The 15,702-nt window shown below is 60.5% G+C and carries 17 protein-coding genes and 1 tRNA gene; 5 read left to right on the top strand and 13 right to left on the bottom strand.

What is annotated here, in order from left to right; translation table 11 throughout:
• Positions 1–9 precede the first annotated feature (9 nt).
• The 9 genes from AC0V6V_RS12350 to AC0V6V_RS12390 form a co-directional block, all read right to left on the bottom strand.
• Positions 10–801: a phosphoadenylyl-sulfate reductase gene (locus tag AC0V6V_RS12350; RefSeq protein WP_486165659.1), complete on the bottom strand. Its 792-nt coding sequence runs from the start codon at positions 799–801 to the stop codon at positions 10–12.
• On the bottom strand, positions 794–1,249 hold the full coding sequence (locus AC0V6V_RS12355; RefSeq protein ID WP_486165660.1) for a DUF934 domain-containing protein: 456 nt from the start codon (positions 1,247–1,249) through the stop codon (positions 794–796). The genes AC0V6V_RS12350 and AC0V6V_RS12355 overlap by 8 nt, the downstream gene beginning before the upstream one ends.
• Positions 1,242–2,873, bottom strand: a complete 1,632-nt coding sequence (locus AC0V6V_RS12360) for a nitrite/sulfite reductase (protein WP_486165661.1) — start codon at positions 2,871–2,873, stop codon at positions 1,242–1,244. Before AC0V6V_RS12360 ends, AC0V6V_RS12355 begins: the two co-directional genes overlap by 8 nt.
• 96 nt (positions 2,874–2,969) lie before the next feature.
• Positions 2,970–3,269, bottom strand: a complete 300-nt coding sequence (locus AC0V6V_RS12365; protein WP_486165662.1) for a DUF2849 domain-containing protein — start codon at positions 3,267–3,269, stop codon at positions 2,970–2,972.
• Complete coding sequence (gene cobA / locus AC0V6V_RS12370) at positions 3,266–4,024, bottom strand: uroporphyrinogen-III C-methyltransferase (RefSeq protein ID WP_486165663.1); 759 nt, start codon at positions 4,022–4,024, stop codon at positions 3,266–3,268. Before cobA ends, AC0V6V_RS12365 begins: the two co-directional genes overlap by 4 nt.
• Positions 4,025–4,127: 103 nt before the next feature.
• A complete protein-coding gene (locus AC0V6V_RS12375; RefSeq protein WP_486165664.1) occupies positions 4,128–5,225 on the bottom strand; it encodes a mechanosensitive ion channel family protein in 1,098 nt (365 codons plus the stop codon).
• A complete protein-coding gene (gene metC, locus AC0V6V_RS12380) occupies positions 5,222–6,454 on the bottom strand; it encodes a cystathionine beta-lyase (protein ID WP_486165665.1) in 1,233 nt (410 codons plus the stop codon). The genes AC0V6V_RS12375 and metC overlap by 4 nt, the downstream gene beginning before the upstream one ends.
• A gap of 3 nt (positions 6,455–6,457) precedes the next feature.
• Positions 6,458–7,306 (bottom strand): 3-mercaptopyruvate sulfurtransferase, encoded by an 849-nt coding sequence (sseA, locus tag AC0V6V_RS12385; RefSeq protein ID WP_486165666.1) that lies wholly within the window; start codon positions 7,304–7,306, stop codon positions 6,458–6,460.
• A 54-nt stretch (positions 7,307–7,360) separates the two neighbouring features.
• Positions 7,361–8,248, bottom strand: a complete 888-nt coding sequence (locus AC0V6V_RS12390; RefSeq protein WP_486165667.1) for a hypothetical protein — start codon at positions 8,246–8,248, stop codon at positions 7,361–7,363.
• 82 nt (positions 8,249–8,330) lie between these two features.
• Here AC0V6V_RS12390 and AC0V6V_RS12395 point away from each other — a divergent pair, with 82 nt between their 5' ends.
• The 3 genes from AC0V6V_RS12395 (at position 8,331) to AC0V6V_RS12405 (ending at position 11,084) form a co-directional block, all read left to right on the top strand.
• Positions 8,331–8,834, top strand: coding sequence for a hypothetical protein (locus AC0V6V_RS12395; protein ID WP_486165668.1), 504 nt, complete (start codon positions 8,331–8,333; stop codon positions 8,832–8,834).
• A 70-nt stretch (positions 8,835–8,904) separates the two neighbouring features.
• Positions 8,905–9,375, top strand: coding sequence for a preQ(1) synthase (gene queF / locus AC0V6V_RS12400; RefSeq protein WP_486165669.1), 471 nt, complete (start codon positions 8,905–8,907; stop codon positions 9,373–9,375).
• 215 nt (positions 9,376–9,590) lie between these two features.
• Positions 9,591–11,084 (top strand): hypothetical protein, encoded by a 1,494-nt coding sequence (locus AC0V6V_RS12405; RefSeq protein ID WP_486165670.1) that lies wholly within the window; start codon positions 9,591–9,593, stop codon positions 11,082–11,084.
• Positions 11,085–11,137: 53 nt separating this feature from the next.
• On the opposite strand, the gene AC0V6V_RS12410 is transcribed toward AC0V6V_RS12405, so the two are convergent.
• Positions 11,138–11,213, bottom strand: a tRNA-Thr gene (locus tag AC0V6V_RS12410).
• 191 nt (positions 11,214–11,404) lie between these two features.
• On the opposite strand from AC0V6V_RS12410, the gene AC0V6V_RS12415 reads away from it, so the two are divergent.
• A complete protein-coding gene (locus AC0V6V_RS12415; protein ID WP_486165671.1) occupies positions 11,405–11,821 on the top strand; it encodes a TM2 domain-containing protein in 417 nt (138 codons plus the stop codon).
• Positions 11,822–11,836: 15 nt separating this feature from the next.
• Here AC0V6V_RS12415 and AC0V6V_RS12420 read toward each other — a convergent pair whose 3' ends face one another.
• From AC0V6V_RS12420 to AC0V6V_RS12430, 3 genes are read right to left on the bottom strand one after another with little or no spacing between them, the layout of a single operon-like run.
• On the bottom strand, positions 11,837–12,745 hold the full coding sequence (locus tag AC0V6V_RS12420; RefSeq protein WP_486165672.1) for a hypothetical protein: 909 nt from the start codon (positions 12,743–12,745) through the stop codon (positions 11,837–11,839).
• Positions 12,745–13,476, bottom strand: coding sequence for a hypothetical protein (locus AC0V6V_RS12425; protein ID WP_486165673.1), 732 nt, complete (start codon positions 13,474–13,476; stop codon positions 12,745–12,747). Before AC0V6V_RS12425 ends, AC0V6V_RS12420 begins: the two co-directional genes overlap by 1 nt.
• Positions 13,437–14,774: a replication-associated recombination protein A gene (locus tag AC0V6V_RS12430; RefSeq protein ID WP_486165674.1), complete on the bottom strand. Its 1,338-nt coding sequence runs from the start codon at positions 14,772–14,774 to the stop codon at positions 13,437–13,439. The genes AC0V6V_RS12425 and AC0V6V_RS12430 overlap by 40 nt, the downstream gene beginning before the upstream one ends.
• Before the next feature lie 106 nt (positions 14,775–14,880).
• Here AC0V6V_RS12430 and AC0V6V_RS12435 point away from each other — a divergent pair, with 106 nt between their 5' ends.
• Positions 14,881–15,672 carry a PadR family transcriptional regulator gene (locus AC0V6V_RS12435; RefSeq protein ID WP_486165675.1) on the top strand — a complete coding sequence of 264 codons (792 nt, stop codon included), beginning with the start codon at positions 14,881–14,883 and terminating at the stop codon, positions 15,670–15,672.
• Positions 15,673–15,702 lie beyond the last annotated feature (30 nt).

Genomic DNA, 15,702 nt, shown 5'->3' on the forward strand with positions numbered 1-15,702 from the left:
CTGAGTGGCTTAGAGGAACGGTTCCTCGCCCGGCTTGTGGATGCCGCATTCGGTCTTGTCCCAGCCTTTCCAACGTCCAGACCGCGCGTCTTCGCCTTCGGCAACTTTGTGTGTGCATGGTGCGCAGCCAATCGAAGGATAACCCTCCGCCACCAGCGGGTGACGCGGCAGATCATGCTCTTCGAAATAGGCTTTGATATCGTCGGCTGACCAATCGATCAGCGGGTTGATTTTTAAGCGCCCCTGCGCATCGGAAGTGTCCACTTCGAAGCGCGGCAGGTTGGCCCGCGTGCTCGACTGGAACGCTTTGCGCCCGGTAAAGCTCGCATCGTAATTCGCCAAAGCTTTGGCCAGCGGGATCACTTTGCGGATTTCGCAGCAACCATCGGGATCGTACGACCAGCGCAGGCCAGTCTCATCCTTTTTGGCAAGCTCTGACTCGTCCGGGGTCAGCACGATCAGATTGGTGAGGCCAATCTTTGCGGCCACCTCGTCGCGGTAGGCAATCGTCTCTTCAAAATGCTTGCCAGTGTCGAGAAACAGCACTGGCACGCTCGGATCAACTTGCGCGATCAAGTGCAGCAAAACCGCGCTTTCCGCGCCAAAGCTGGAGACGGTGGCAACATCGCCTGCGAGGCTGCCCTTAAGCACGCCTTCGAGCATTTCCAGCGTATTGGAGCCGCGAAACATGCGGTTGAGGCGCACGGCGTCGTGCTCGGTAAAGCGCGGTCCGGTCTCTAACCGGTCGACTGCGCGCTCGTGCGCTTCGCCAGTCGTGAGCGGGGCTTCGGGCTTACTCATGGCGCAGCTCCGCAATTGTGCGGCGCGCATCGGCGGCGCTTTGGTAGACATTGCCGAAACCTTCAAAGGCGCGGCGCGCATCGTCTTCGTCGAGTGGTTTGTCCGGCGCAAAGGCGTCAAACCCGCAGCGGCGCATGTGCGAAAGTTGATCGATCAGCACATCGCCAACCGCGCGAAGTTCACCCTCATATCCGGCTTCGCGCAAGATCCGGGCAGCGGAATAGCCGCGCCCATCGGCAAAGCTTGGAAAGTTCACCTCGACCAGCGCAAGCCGGTCGAGGAATGGTAGGAGCACGCGCGCATCATCGCCCGGCTCAATCCGAACGGCGGTGGCGTTGGTCTGATCGCAGCAGGCATCCACGGTCACTGTGCCGTGGTCCGCGACTTCATCATCGCGGAAACGGAATTGCACGTCGTCCGGGCTGGTTCCAAGATCGGTCTTATCCATAGAGCGCCTCCTTAAACGGGGTCATGCCGATGCGGCGGTAGGTGTCGAGGAAGCGTTCGCCATCCTCGCGCGTCTCAAGATAGACGTCGGTGACGGTTTCAACCGCTTTGATCACGCCATCCTCGTCAAAGCCGGGACCGGTGATCTTGGCGAGGCTCACGTCTTCCGCTTCACTGCCGCCGAGCGATAGTTGGTAGTTTTCAGTGCCTTTCTTATCGACGCCGAGAATGCCGATATGGCCGGCATGGTGATGCCCGCAGGCATTGATGCAGCCAGAGATTTTGAGCTTCAGCTGGCCAAGCTCTTCGGTCCGGCCGTTCTTCGCAAAATTCTCTGAAATCCGCTGAGCCAAGGGGATCGAGCGGGCATTGGCGAGCGCGCAATAATCAAGGCCGGGGCAGGCGATGATGTCCTCGATCGTGTCGAGGTTTGGCGCGCCGAGACCTGCAGCCTCCAGCTCAGTCCAAAGCGCGTGCAAATCGGCGATTTTGACATGCGGCAGGACGATGTTCTGCGTGTGCATGACGCGCAGCTCGTCAAAGCTGTATTGCTTGGCTAGCTTCGCCATCAAGCGCATCTGATCGCCGGTCGCATCGCCGGGAATGCCGCCAACCGGCTTCAGGCTGATGACCGCGCTGACATAGCTATCGTGCTTGTGGCGCACGGTATTACGGTCGACCCACAGAGCAAAGTCGGGGTCAGAGCGGTCAACGCTCTTGGGCCCGTCTTCGAAGGCTGGATCGGCAAAGAACGGCTTGATCCGCTCCAGCTCAGCCAAAGGCGGCTCAACGCCTTGCTCCAGCAGGTGCGCAAACTCTTCCTCGACCTGGCGGGTGTATTCCTCTGCGCCCATTTCATGGACCAGGATCTTGATCCGCGCCTTGTACTTATTGTCGCGGCGGCCATAGCGATTGTAGACCCGCAAGCACGCCTCGGCATAGGTGACGAGCTGATCCAGAGGCACAAATTTGCGGATTTGCGGGGCGATCATCGGGGTGCGGCCCATGCCGCCACCGACATAAAAGGTCGCGCCGATCTCGCCCGCGTCGTTCTTCACGATCTGAATGCCAATGTCGTGCAGACGCATGGCCGCGCGGTCAGTCTCCGCCGCGATGACGGCGATTTTGAATTTGCGCGGCAGATAGGTGAATTCCGGGTGGAAGCTCGACCATTGGCGCAGCAGCTCGGCATAGGGACGCGGATCGATCAGCTCGTCATGAGCGGCGCCCGCAAAATGATCGGAGCTGATATTGCGGATGCAATTGCCACTGGTTTGGATCGCGTGCATTTCGACCTTTGAAAGATCGGCGAGAATGTCGGCGGCATCCTCCAGCTTGATCCAATTGTACTGCAGGTTTTGCCGCGTGGTGAAGTGGCCATAACCGCGGTCATATTTGTCCGCGATATCGCCCAACGCGGTCATCTGGCGCGAGTTGAGCGTGCCATAGGGGATCGCGACCCGCAGCATATAGGCGTGGAGTTGCAGGTACAGGCCGTTCATCAGCCGCAGCGGCTTGAACTGGTCTTCGGTCAGCTTGCCGTCGAGGCGGCGCTGAGCCTGATCGCGGAACTCCTCAACGCGGGCATCGACCATCGCTTGGTCATATGAATCGTATTTATACATCGCGCACTCCGTTTGCTTCGAGCAAAGTCGAGAAGCGTTGGTGTGAATGTGTCTCGACTGGGCTCGACACGAACGGCGGGGGAAAAGAAATCGTCATCAGATTACCCAGTCGATTGCTTCGGGGTCTTTAGGTTTGAGGGTGAGGTCCGGGCGGACCGTCGGCCCCAGAGCGCGAATGCGGTCTTTGATATGCGCAGGGCGAACCGAGCCGTCTTCTTCGCGGGTGGCATCGATTGTGTAAGGCACGTTGACGCGCCGGGCGGCTTCCTCGGCGGCAAGGATTTGCTCGGCTTGATCGCCCGCATCGGCGGCATCGTCGACATGGATTGACCAACCTTGGCCGGTCCACCAGACGACATCGCCGCTTTTCAGGTCATTGCCTGTAAGGATTTTCATGTGCGTGCCTCCACCGCGAGTTTCGAGAGAGTTATGTCATCCCGCGCGGTCACATCGCCGATCACGATGAGCGCGGGGCTTTTGACTTTGTGGGCCGTGACGAGCTGCGGCAGACCCGCGAGCAATCCGCGCACAACCCGCATTTCAGGGCGTGCAGCGTTTTCGATTACGGCGACGGGGACATCGGGCGCCAGGCCGTCTGCCATCAATTTTTCCGCGATCTGAGGCGCGGTTTTGACGCCCATATAGATCACCAAAGTGCGCCCCTTACCCGCAAGGCCAGACCAGTCCTGGTCCGACAGGCCTTTGCATTGCCCGGCGACAAAGCTGACGATGCTGGAGGCGTCGCGGTGGGTTAGGGCGATTTGCGCCGCTGCGGCCGCGCCATTGGCGGCGCTGATGCCGGGCACGATCACGACGGGGACACCGGCGGCGCGGGCGTCTTCGGCCTCTTCACCGCCGCGTCCGAACACCAGCGGATCGCCGCCCTTAAGGCGGATCACATCGCGGCCCTTCTTCGCCTCGCGGATCAGCAGAGCGTTGATATCATCCTGAGGCAGAGTGTGCCGCGCGCGCTGTTTTGCAACCGAGATAAACTCTGCGGTGGTGGGAGCCATCGCGAGTATTTCCCGGCTTACCAGCCCGTCATGCACCACCAGCTCGGCCGCCTCGAGCAGCCGCGCCGCGCGCAAGGTCAGCAGGTCGGGATCACCCGGGCCTGCGCCAACCAGATAGATTGTGCCTGTCTTTTCCATGAGGGCGAAATGGGCCGCCCGCCGCGATCACGCCAGTGAGAATGGATTTGCGCCCCTTTAGCAAAGCTATTGCGCGTCTGCTGTAACCCCAGACCGCCGGGGTTTAGGAGGAGTTTTTCGCCGCCATCGCTTCGATCAAGCGGTCCATTTGCTTGCTGGAGCGAAGGTGCAAATCGCGCTGAGGGAATGGAATTTCGACGCCGTGTTCGTCGAAGAGTTCCCACACGCGCTTGTACACATCAGAGCGGATGTTCGCGAGGCCCTCTTCCGGGTCCTGAATCCAGAACCGGATTTCAAAATCGACTGAGTTATCGCCAAAGCCCATGATGTTCACCCGCGCCTTGGGGCTGGGCAAAATGCGGTCGGTTTCGGCAACCGCTTGATGGAGCAGCTTTTCCACCAGCTTCATGTCGCTGCCATAGGATACGCCGACGGGCGCCTTTACCCGCACATCGCGCGAGGAATAGGACCAATTGACCACCTGATTGATCATCAGGTTTTCGTTCGGGATCAGATATTCGGTCTGGTCGCGGGTGATGACGGAAATGGCGCGAATGCCGATCTTGCGGATCTGGCCAAAGCTTTCGTTGCCCGCCTGATCGGTGACAGAGATCACATCGCCCGGCTTGATCGACTTATCCATCAGCAGCAGGATGCCTGAGATCAGGTTACCGAAGGTTTTCTGAAGGCCAAAACCAATCGCCAGGCCAAAGGCGCCGCCAAAGAAGGCCAGCGCGGTAAGATCAATGCCAAGCAGGTCGATCCCGATAAAGAAGGCCAGCGCCCACACCGCCATAGTGCTGAGCTTTTCTGCCAGCAGGCGCTGAGTGGAATCGAACCGTGTGACCCGGCCGAGCAGGTTCTTGCACAGGCGGATCGCCAGCATCGCGCCGGTAATGACCAGCGCAATCACGCCAATCACCAGCAAGATATCGAACAGCGAGACGCGCGTTTCGCCAATGCTCAGCGCCCAGGCATCCAGCGTATCGACGACAGAACCGGCGGCTTCACTTTGCGAGGCGATCCCTTCACGAATGCCGTCGCTGGCGATGATCTCTGATTCCTCCTCTGACGCGGTTTCCGCCATGGTCCAGGCCTGGTCGGTTGCCGCAGCGTCGGGTGTAGCCTCTGTGTCTGCGCCAGCGCTATCGGTGGTGGTAGACGTTTCGTTGGACGAGGAAGGGGGTGTTGTTGCGGTCATATCTCTTTCATCGCGGCAAAGCCGCCTTGCAGGTCTGCAATCAAGTCTTCGGGATCTTCGAGGCCAATCGATAGGCGAATGCTCATCGCGGCGCTAGTATCTGGGCCAGCATTGTCGCCGCCGTCTGCCTCCGCTCCAGGTACGGACATCGTATCGCGAATGGGCGCGGCGTCATAGGGTAGGGCGAGACTTTCAAATCCGCCCCAGGAATAGCCGATCCCGAACAGTTCGAGATTGTCGACCAGAGCGGCGCGGCTTTCCGGCGTCGCATCGGCCAAAGTGAAGCTGAACAGGCCGCAGCCGCCGGTAAAATCGCGGCTCCATAGTTCGTAGCCCGCATCACCTTCCAGCACGGGGCAATGCACGGCGGCAACATCTGGCCGACCGCGCAGCCACGCGGCGATCACCCGCGCGCTTTGAACGCCGCGATCCAGTCTGATCTCCATTGTCCGCAGACCGCGCATAGCAAGCGCAGCATCATCAGGTGAGACGACATTGCCCATTTGCTGGCTTGTCTGTCGCAGACGGCGATAGAAACGCTCTCCCGCGCTCGCGCTGCCCATCATGACGTCGGAATGCCCGCCGACATGCTTGGTCAGGCTCATCACGGAAATATCGCATCCGCGTTCTAGCGCTGGAAAGCCAATTGCGCTCGCCCAGGTGTTGTCGATCAGGCTCACCGCGCCGCGCTCCCGCGCGATCCGGGTCAGCTCGGGCACATCGCACACTTCCATCGTCAGGCTGCCCGGGCTCTCGAGCCACACGGCCTTGGTCCGCTCGCAAAACAGCGCCTCATAAGCGGGAATATCAAGCGGGTCGAAGAAGCGATGCTCCACGCCCCAACGCTTTAGAAAGCCCGTCGCCATGATGCGCGAGGGTTCATAAGAATTGTCGCTGATCAGCAGGACATCGCCCGGTTTCAGAACGCTCAGCAGCGCGCCATTGATGGCGGCCACGCCGCTGGGATAGAGCATCGTGCCCGCCGCGCCCGGCTCCAGCTGGGTCAGCGCCTCGGCCAGCGCCCACTGTGTTGGTGCGCCCTGACGGCCATAATAAAACTTGCCGTCTTTGGGTTGCATACCGCCAGCCTTGCGGTCTGCTTCGCTGGCGTAAAGATGCGTACTACCGCGCCAGACCGGCGGATTGACGACCGGTCCGGTCCATTCTTTGCGCCGCCCCGCGCCGACGATTTTCGTGCCGGTCTTCTTGCCTGATCGGTCGCCTGCCATGCTCTAGTCTCTTGGCCCGGTGGACTTCGGTGTAGCCGGATCGCTGCCCCAATCGGACCAACTGCCATCGTACAGCGCCCAGTCGGTTTTGCCGAGCTGCGCCAGCGCAAGCAGCAAGACGCTGGCGGTGACGCCGCTGCCGCAGCTTGTGGTGATCGGCTTGTCCAGATCAATTCCGGTGTTCTCAAAGGCACTGCGCAAGTCGTCAGCCGGTTTGAAGGTGCCGTCTTCGTTAAAAAGCTGGCTAAAGGGCAGGTTGTAAGAGCCGGGAATTCGACCACCCTCTACGCCATGCACGGGGTCTGCGCCTGCGCCCTCGAATCGGTCGGCACTACGCGCGTCGAGCACTTGCTCTGCGCGTGTGTCGAGATTGGCGAGCATATCGGACTTCATCCGCAAGCGCTTTGGCTGGCTCAGCTCAGGCATGCTGCTGGCTTCGATATCCGTCTCTCCAGCATCGAGCGGGCGGTCTTCCGCGCGCCATTTGGCAAGGCCGCCATCAAGCACCGCGACCGGCGCGATCCATAAGGATGTAAGCAGATACCAGGCGCGCGCGGAGGTTTTCAATGCACTGTCGTCATACATGACAATGCGGTCGCCTAGCTGAATGCCCAGCTCCGAAATGCGGGCCGCCAATTGCTCTGGCCGAGGCAAGGCAGAGGGTACGTCGCTGGTTTTATCGACCAGGCTGGCCAGATCGAGGAACCGCGCTCCGGGTATATGCGCCGCGGCGAATTCAGCGCGCGCATCGCGGCCCGCCGCTGGCAGGTGGAGCGAGGCGTCGAGGATCACCAAATCCTCATCGCTGAGTGCGTCAGCCAGCCACTCGGTGCTGACGAGATTTTCGGTCATTTGGTCCATGCGGCAAAGCGGTAGCGCGCTGGGCCGCTGCCGCCAAGTGCCCGCTTATGCTGGCTGAATATCCAGTTCCCGCACACGCAGGCCCGGAATGCCGCCGGGCGGTGTGTTGAGCGGGATCGGCTGAAGCCGCGCGGCGCTCGCTGTGCTGGGCTGGCCGACGGCGTAATGGCGCGTCACTGGCTCGCCATTGCCCTGTGTGACGGTGATCTGCAACAGCGGCACGAACAGCGGAACATTGCCCTGACGCATCACCTGCAACTTGCTGGTCGGCAATTGCACCTGCCCGCTTTCGGAATGGATCTTGTTGGGGCCGATGCGCGGGATAATCACTGGCTCCGGGCGGTCAAAACCTAGGGCGGCGCTGCCCGGCGCGGCTCCGCTTTGGGCGCTGGTCAGGATCGCAGAGATGGACACATCGCGCACTGCATTGGGCGTGCGATTGGCGAGGTTCAGGCGGTAATCCAGCGTGAAATTCATCACGCTGCGTGTTGCGCGCACGATTTCGATATCAATGTCGATCCGTGCGGGCGCGCTGGGAATTGGCGCGGCCTCCTCCGTTGGCTCGCTGGCCATGGTCATGGCGGGCGCGGGGATTGTGCTTGCTGTTACATTATTGCTTGTGGGCGCGGGTGCAGGCTCGCTTGGGGCCGGTTCAACCTCCGGCTCATGGCGCCCCGCTACCTTTGGTCGCTCGATTTCGGGCACGGCGACGGCGGCTGTCCCGCGCCTGAGGAACAAGGCTCCACCGATCAGTAGGGCGAGCAATGTAAGCCCGCCAGCAATCCACGCCCATAGCGGTATTGTGCCGCTTGCCTCATCGGCAGCGGTGCTCGTTGCTTCCGTATCTGGGATCGAAGGATCGGGCAGCGGGGCGTTGGTGTCAAAACCGGGGTTCGCCGAACTGTGGGTTTCCGCATCCACCGGTGCTGTCACTGCAGGCGATGCGCCACCGGGAGCGGTACTGCCAGCATCGCTTGGTGTGCCTGCGGGCGCTGTCGCCGGACGCCTCGTTGGAATGGCTGAACTCGGGGCCGAACCTGCCGCTCCGGTTGCCTCGGGAGACACCGTGTCGCTCGGACTCAGGACCGGCGTGATCGTTGGCGCAGGCGTTGGCAAGCCGCTTGCTGGCGCGGTTGTCGGCGCGGCCTGCGTTGGCGTAGGTGCTGGCGTATCGGTTGGAATAACGCGCGGCGGCAAAGCGGCTGGACCGGTGTCATCCGCTGGGCCTTCCACCTCTGGCCGGGGCGTGGGCGTGCTGGTCGGCAGGGTGAAGCCGCCCGGTGAGGACTGCGCCACGGTCGGCGCAGCCGCACCAAGGCCCAGCACAACTAAGGCGCACATCATCGCCGCTTTGGGCGCGGACAAAATCCGAAAAGAAGAAACAGCAAGCATGATCTTTGGCGTAACGGGTCTTTTCAAAATGGCTGTGTGCACGGGCGCATTGGCCATAGCACTTTACGAGGGCGGCCGGGCAGCGCGGTTACAACATATCGGCGCAGCACTGCCACCGCATGTCTGACATAGATATTAACGCCGCTCCGTCCAGCTTGTCGCTTGCATGGCGCGCGCTTTCGCGGCAACAGCGCGGCATGGAAACCACACCTAACGATCCCGCTGCGCCTGCATTTCTAGGCAAAGACACGCCGCTGCCGACCTCTCCAGAAGAGGCGGTGCTCGATTATGTGCCGAACCCGCGCAAGGGATCGCTGTTTCTGGTGCGCTTCGCCGCGCCAGAGTTTACTTCGCTATGCCCGGTCACTGATCAGCCCGATTTTGCGCATTTGGTGATCGATTATGCGCCGGGTGACACGATTGTGGAGTCCAAAAGCCTCAAGCTGTTTCTTGGCAGTTTTCGCAATCACAACGGCTTTCACGAGGATGTGACAGTCGGCATTGGCCAGCGACTGGCCGAGGAAATGAAGCCCAAATGGCTGCGCATTGGCGGCTATTGGTATCCGCGCGGCGGCATTCCCATCGATGTATTTTGGCAAACAGGCACCGCGCCAGAGGGCCTGTGGGTGCCCGATCAAGGCGTTCAGCCCTATCGCGGGCGTGGATAGCCCTACAAAACACATCGCATGGCGCGCGGTGAAGATTTTGTTCAATAATCACTTCTAAATTCGGCTACACTCGCTTGGGGAATACTTTGGGGGTGGGCGAACTATGTCTGTTTCAGCGGTGTAATTGGGCGGGCTTAACTTGCCTGTCGCGAGACTGTTGATCTTCAAGGCCGCATGAGACCGCCTCCCTCCACCGCGTTGGAAGGGAAATACGCATGAGAAATACGCTTTTGGTCTCGGCAGTTTTGTCGCTTGGCTGCGCGGCTGCATTGGCCCTAGCTCCGCAGGAGGCACGTGCGGAGGCATGCCTGTTGGATACGAATGAAGACGGCAATGCCGATTCCAACATCGACAGCACGGGCGGCGCGATTTCTGATGACGGCAATAATGAGCTTGCTTGCGGGGTGGGGTCAGATGCCTCTGGCGCCAGCAGCACCGCAATTGGCGGGAGCTCCATTGCGACCGGTGCGAACACCTTAGCCGCAGGTTTTGGCGCGACAGCAACGGGTGGCAACAGCACTGCGATTGGCGTTGATGCAGACGCGACAGATATCAGCGCGACCGCTCTCGGGTATCAGTCTCTGGCCGACAGCGCCGACACAACGGCAATTGGCCGATCCGCTCAGGCGACCGGAATTGGGGCAACGGCGCTTGGCCGCAGTGCTTTTGCTGGAGCAGTGAGTGCGATTGCAATTGGTGCCGACGGCGCAGATGCCGATGCGCTCGGCGCTCAGGCTAGCGGCGTTGCTGCTATCGCCCTTGGCGCGGATGCGGTGGCGAGCAGTGCGAGCGCGACGGCTTTGGGTGAGCGGACGATTGCGATTGGTCAGGAGGCGTCAGTGTTTGGGGCGCGGGCGCGGACCAATGGCGCGTTGGCAACGGCTGTTGGCGCACGCTCTGTGGCGACCTCAAACGGGACATCGGCCTTTGGTACGGGGTCTCAAGCCCGCGCGCTCAATGCGACTGCAGTTGGCAACTCAGCCCGGGTTGAGGGCGCTTTCTCAACCGGCATCGGTGCAGGCGTCAATATTACTGACACAGCCAACTCAGCGGCTGCGGTGGGCTTTCAAGCAAACGTCAGCGGCAGCGCTGGCACAGCGGTGGGCAGCTCAAGCGAGGTCACCGCGCAATTTGGTACAGCTGTGGGCCGTGAGGCGAGCGTTACGCATGTGAACTCGACTGCGGTTGGTTTTCAGGCAGCCTCCACGGCAGCCAACCAAGTGGCGCTCGGAGGAGACGGATCATCCGTGCGGATCGGCGATATCGATGCGAGCACGGCGGCTCAGCAGGGGCCAGTAGATGTCGTGACAGTGGACGCCAACGGCACACTGGGCCGTCAAAGCGTGGCGACAGCCGCCTCGGTCGACAATGTGCGGGTGGCTCTCAATGCTGTAGCGCAGGTCTCGACCGCGCAGTTTGATGCGCTCAGCGGGCGGGTGCAGGCCATCGATTTTCAGCTCGACCAGCTCGACGATGACGTCCGCAGCGGTGTGGCTGCAGCCATGGCTCTGACTGATGCGCCGATGCCCTCTCGCCCCGGTGCAACCAGCTATATCGGGAAGGGTGCAACATTCCGCGGGGAGTTCGGCTTTAGCCTGGGCCTCACCCACCGGCTGAACAGCGATCAACCGTTCGCGATCTCCGCCAGCGTCAACCATTCAGGTGGTAACAACACCGGCGCTAGCGTCGCATTCTCAGGCGAGTTTTGAAGACAGGCGCAGGCCAAAGTCTGGTCTGTCTTCAATGCTGAAAAAGTGGGAAGTGGTGCCGGCTGCAAGATTCGAACTCGCGGCCCCCTGATTACAAATCAGGTGCTCTACCAACTGAGCTAAGCCGGCACATCGCCTTTCCGCTTTTTCAGCGGAGACGCCCGCTAGCCGCAAAATACCCTCAATGTCTAGACCTTCATTGCTGCGAGTTTGCAGAACAGGCTTTGCAGTTCGTAGAAAAGGCGGCCCGAATAGGTCATTTCTCCCTTGTCTAAGGCCCTGCCAAGATACATCGTAGCCGGACATAAGAGGACTGAATGGTGGATCACGAACAGCATATAGACGAGGCGTTTGAGGCCAATAGCAAATCGGTATTGGCCGCGTATTTGCTATGGTTCTTCTTCGGAATGTTCAACGTTCACCGCTTCTACGCGGGCAAGACCAAATCTGCTGTTATCCGCCTGATTATGGCCTGCACCGTCATTCTGTTGCCCATAGTGGTGCTGTTATGGGTCATCGATCTATTTCTGATCCCGTCGATGATCGGTGAGCAAAATCTCAAGACGATCAATTTGATCAAAGCCGGCGCAGGTGGGGCAGCTCCAGATCGGAATAATAGGGATAGGCCTCGCCCTGTTCTGACCGAAGCCGATAGGCGCCGCGAGGCGATGATCGAAGATCTGCGCGCCACCGGATACCGCAAAGAGCGGCGCGATATTTTCAGCCCTTATAACTAGGCGGGTCAACAGGGCCTAGAACGCGCCAAAGGTCCAACCTTCGACGCGGGCGATCTCTGCCGTCAGCGTGCGCGGCTCCCAGCGCTCAGGCTCCTTATGCACTTTGCGCAGCCAGGCTGCGGTCAGCAAAGCGTCAGAGGAATGGTCATCAATCTCGCCAATTTGCGAAACCGGCGGGCTGTCCAATCCCTCTAACGCCGCGTTTAGATCGGCATAGGTCAGCAGTTTGGTGCGCGCACCGCGCCCGCCCATGCTGGCGGCAGCCTCTTTGGCGGCAAGCCCGGTGTAAATCTCCACCAGCAGCGACCCACGCGTCGGGTGCTTGGGCGGGATTGGCTGCACTGGCCAGACCGGCAGATGCCCCTTGAGGTGATGCAGCATGCGCATGCCGGTTAGCGAGCTTTTACCAACCTGCGCCGCGCCAACGAGGTTGAAATTGCTGACCGGGCGGCATTTTTGCGCGCGCTGGGCGGTCTCTGCCTGCCGAAAGCGGCCTTCGCGCGAAATCGCATCGGGCAGATGAAAGCGGTCGCCGACATTGTCCTTGCTATGCCGGAAATAACGCGCGGCTTCTGGATGGCTGAGCAAGCTGTGCGCGCCCAAATGCAGGTCATCGGCGCAGATCCGGTCAATCAATTCCCACAGGCCATTGGCGTGGCGCGGGCTTTCCTCCCAGCCCGGAAAATACGCGCCCGCATCCACAAACGGCAGGCTGATGCCAAGATCAATCCCAACGAGCGTGTTGGAAGGCAGCTCGTCCCGTAGCAATGAAAGCACTTCGGTGCGCGCCCAGCCGCGCGGCGGGGCCTCAACCAGCACGGGCGGGCCGCCTTTGGCATCGGCGAGCGCTAGGGCAATGCCCCTGTGCCGCTCCCCCTTCGCGCCCGACCAATCGATCGCCAAAAAGTGATCAAAATCGCGCATCAATAGCTGGGGCAGGTGTCGCCCGGCGTCAGCGCCCAGCCGCCAGCCGCGCCTGCGACATAGCGGTCGCGCTTGTATTTTGAGAGGTCGTTCCAGTCTGTCACGCGTTCGTGCGGAATGGCCGATAGGTGGAGGCAATCCTCGCCCTCCCAGCGGTCAATCCGCCAATCGGCGAGGAAGGGAGTGTTGGTTTCGACCCGCTCTGGCGTCCAGCCTGCGGAATAGATGCGCCATACGGCAAAGCCTTCAAACCCGCCCCAACCGGTTTCGCTGTGTTGCATGAGGGCGAAGCGGCGATTGCTGGGTGAGAAATTCGGCTTAATGCCGACTTCCATGGATTGCCCAGTGCCGGCGGTGTCGATCAACATATAGCCCCAGGCCTCATACCCCTGCCAGTCAAAGCCGAGAAAGCGATCATCAAAGCGCTCAAAATTGTCGGCTACATCGAACCAAGATGTTTCAATACAAAGGACCGCATCCATTCGGGTTTTGACTGCGATCCAATTCCTCGAAGCGTTGGCGCCCTTTGACCACTCACTTGGCAGCTTAAGGGGCGCTTCGCGGACAGTGTAACCGCCTTCCAATATTGGTTCTGTCGGACATTGCTTTTGCGCATCGGGCGGCGATGCGGCGGCGCTTGATTGCGCTGAGGCGGGAGCGGTGCAGGCGAGGGCCGCCAGCGCTGCGCCCATTATTCCCCGCGCAATTCGGCCCGTTTGTTTGCCCACCATTCCATTCGCTCCTTCACCTTGCGCTCAAACCCGCGTTCGACCGGCGCGTAATAGTCCTGAGGCTCCATCCCCTCTGGCCAGTAATTGTCGCCGGAAAAGCCATCTTCTGCATTGTGATCGTAGGCGTAGCCTTTGCCATAGCCAATGTCTTTCATCAGCTTAGTCGGCGCATTTAAGATGTTTTGCGGCGGCATCAGACTGCCGGTTTCGCGCGCGGATTTGAATGCGGCCTTTTGCGCGGCATAGGCGGCGTTCGATTTGGGCGCGGTCGCGAGATAGAGGCAGGCCTGAACAATCGCGAGCTCACCCTCCGGGCTGCCAAGAAACTCGTAGGCGTCCTTTGCCGCCAGACATTGTGTGAGCGCGTTGGGATCAGCCAGGCCAATGTCTTCGCTGGCAAAGCGGACCAGGCGGCGCAGGACATACATCGGTTCTTCACCAGCGGTCAGCATCCGCGCCATGTAGTACAGTGCAGCTTGCGGATCGGAGCCGCGCAAGCTTTTGTGCAGGGCGCTAATGAGGTTGTAATGCCCCTCGCGATCCTTGTCATAGACGGCGACGCGTCGCTGCAGGAATTGGCCGAGGGCCGCAGGATCAAGCGGTTCAGTGAGTGCTGCGTTGTAGAGTGTCTCCGCCTGACCGAGCAGGAACCGGCCATCGCCATCCGCGCTCGCGATGAGCGCCGCGCGCGCATCCTCGGTAAGGGGGAGGGGGCCTTCGAGTTCCTCTGCGCGGGCGAGCAAGGCTTCCAGTGCTTCATGGCTGAGACGCTCCAGGATCAGCACTTGGCTGCGGCTGAGCAGGGCGGCGTTGAGTTCAAAGCTGGGGTTCTCAGTGGTCGCGCCAACGAGCGTCACCGTCCCGCGCTCTACGAATGGCAGAAAGCCATCCTGCTGCGCGCGGTTGAAGCGGTGGATCTCATCCACGAACAGCAGCGTGCGCTGGCCCGCACCGGCCATCTTGTCTGCCTCGGCAAAGGCTTTCTTGAGATCAGCGACGCCGGAAAACACCGCGCTGATCGAAACGAACCGCATGCCCACACTGTCGGCCAGCAGGCGCGCGATGCTGGTCTTGCCTGTGCCTGGTGGGCCCCACAGAATCATGCTGGAAAGCTTGCCCGCCGCGACCATTCGTCCAATCGCACCGGTTGGCCCGGTCAGATGTTCCTGTCCGATAATCTCGCCAAGGCCCTGCGGGCGCAGCCGGTCCGCCAGCGGCGCGTCCTCGCGCGGCTGGTCAGACCCATCGGGCGAGCCTGCGTTGGGCGGCGGCGCATCATTTCCAAACAAGTCAGTCATTCGTCTGGTCTGATAAGGCGCTGGTCGGAAAATGCCATCCACCTCTTGTATTGATAGCTCTAAGATATATCTTTAGCGCACTAAGAAATATCTGGAGTTGAATGAGATGGGTAGACGTTCAGATCAAGAGAAAGACGAGACACCTTTGGAAGGGAACATTCCTGAAAGGCCAGAAGGTGAGGACTTTGATGTCAATGTTGACGTCGATGTCGACGTAAATGTTGATGTTGAAATGGAGGATGAAATGCCTGGTAGACGCAGGAACAGGAGCAACAGCTGGAACGGCCTAGGACCGATGATCGCAATGATTGCGGCATCGGCAGCCAATGACTGGGAAGACGACATTCGTTTCAGTGCCCGCAAATTCAAGCGTGATTGGCAAGATAGCCCCAAGCGCCGCAAGCGGCGAGCCCGCATGTTTGGCCAGGGCGAACTGCGCCTCGCACTGCTGGCGCTGATCAATGAAGAACCGCGCCACGGCTATGAGTTGATCAAGGCGATCGAAGACATGACGGCGGGCGGCTATGCGCCGAGCCCGGGGGCGGTCTATCCGACGCTGCAAATGCTCGAGGAAGAGGGCAAGATCAAACCGGCCAAGTCGAAGGCCAAGGCAGAGGACGGCGAGACGAGCGGTAAGAAGCCGTTCAAGGCGACCAAAACTGGCAAGGCAGAGCTGAAAGAGCGCGCCGAAGAGGTCGATCAGCTGATGGGCCGGATTAACGAGCACGGCGACCGGGCCGAAAAGGTCAAAGAACGCTCGCCCGATCTGTTCCGCGCGATGGGCAATCTCGGCTCTGTGTTGAAAAACCGGGCCCGCGCCGGAAAGCTCGATCAAAACGCGATGAATGAAATTGTCGACATTATCGACGAAGTCGCCAAGCGTATTGAGAGAATGTGAAATTAGGAACAGCGCGGGCAATCAACCCCC

It is taken from the genome of Erythrobacter sp. S249, assembly GCF_057364975.1.

What these genes read in the sequence shown, in the direction of transcription:
- AC0V6V_RS12350 (WP_486165659.1), bottom strand. Translation starts at nt 801, where the DNA reads ATGAGTAAGCCCGAAGCCCCGCTCACGACTGGCGAAGCGCACGAGCGC.
- AC0V6V_RS12355 (WP_486165660.1), bottom strand. Translation starts at nt 1,249, where the DNA reads ATGGATAAGACCGATCTTGGAACCAGCCCGGACGACGTGCAATTCCGT.
- AC0V6V_RS12360 (WP_486165661.1), bottom strand. Translation starts at nt 2,873, where the DNA reads ATGTATAAATACGATTCATATGACCAAGCGATGGTCGATGCCCGCGTT.
- AC0V6V_RS12365 (WP_486165662.1), bottom strand. Translation starts at nt 3,269, where the DNA reads ATGAAAATCCTTACAGGCAATGACCTGAAAAGCGGCGATGTCGTCTGG.
- cobA (WP_486165663.1), bottom strand. Translation starts at nt 4,024, where the DNA reads ATGGAAAAGACAGGCACAATCTATCTGGTTGGCGCAGGCCCGGGTGAT.
- AC0V6V_RS12375 (WP_486165664.1), bottom strand. Translation starts at nt 5,225, where the DNA reads ATGACCGCAACAACACCCCCTTCCTCGTCCAACGAAACGTCTACCACC.
- metC (WP_486165665.1), bottom strand. Translation starts at nt 6,454, where the DNA reads ATGGCAGGCGACCGATCAGGCAAGAAGACCGGCACGAAAATCGTCGGC.
- sseA (WP_486165666.1), bottom strand. Translation starts at nt 7,306, where the DNA reads ATGACCGAAAATCTCGTCAGCACCGAGTGGCTGGCTGACGCACTCAGC.
- AC0V6V_RS12395 (WP_486165668.1), top strand. Translation starts at nt 8,331, where the DNA reads ATGGCTGAACTCGGGGCCGAACCTGCCGCTCCGGTTGCCTCGGGAGAC.
- queF (WP_486165669.1), top strand. Translation starts at nt 8,905, where the DNA reads ATGGAAACCACACCTAACGATCCCGCTGCGCCTGCATTTCTAGGCAAA.
- AC0V6V_RS12405 (WP_486165670.1), top strand. Translation starts at nt 9,591, where the DNA reads ATGAGAAATACGCTTTTGGTCTCGGCAGTTTTGTCGCTTGGCTGCGCG.
- AC0V6V_RS12420 (WP_486165672.1), bottom strand. Translation starts at nt 12,745, where the DNA reads ATGCGCGATTTTGATCACTTTTTGGCGATCGATTGGTCGGGCGCGAAG.
- AC0V6V_RS12425 (WP_486165673.1), bottom strand. Translation starts at nt 13,476, where the DNA reads ATGGTGGGCAAACAAACGGGCCGAATTGCGCGGGGAATAATGGGCGCA.
- AC0V6V_RS12430 (WP_486165674.1), bottom strand. Translation starts at nt 14,774, where the DNA reads ATGACTGACTTGTTTGGAAATGATGCGCCGCCGCCCAACGCAGGCTCG.
- AC0V6V_RS12435 (WP_486165675.1), top strand. Translation starts at nt 14,881, where the DNA reads ATGGGTAGACGTTCAGATCAAGAGAAAGACGAGACACCTTTGGAAGGG.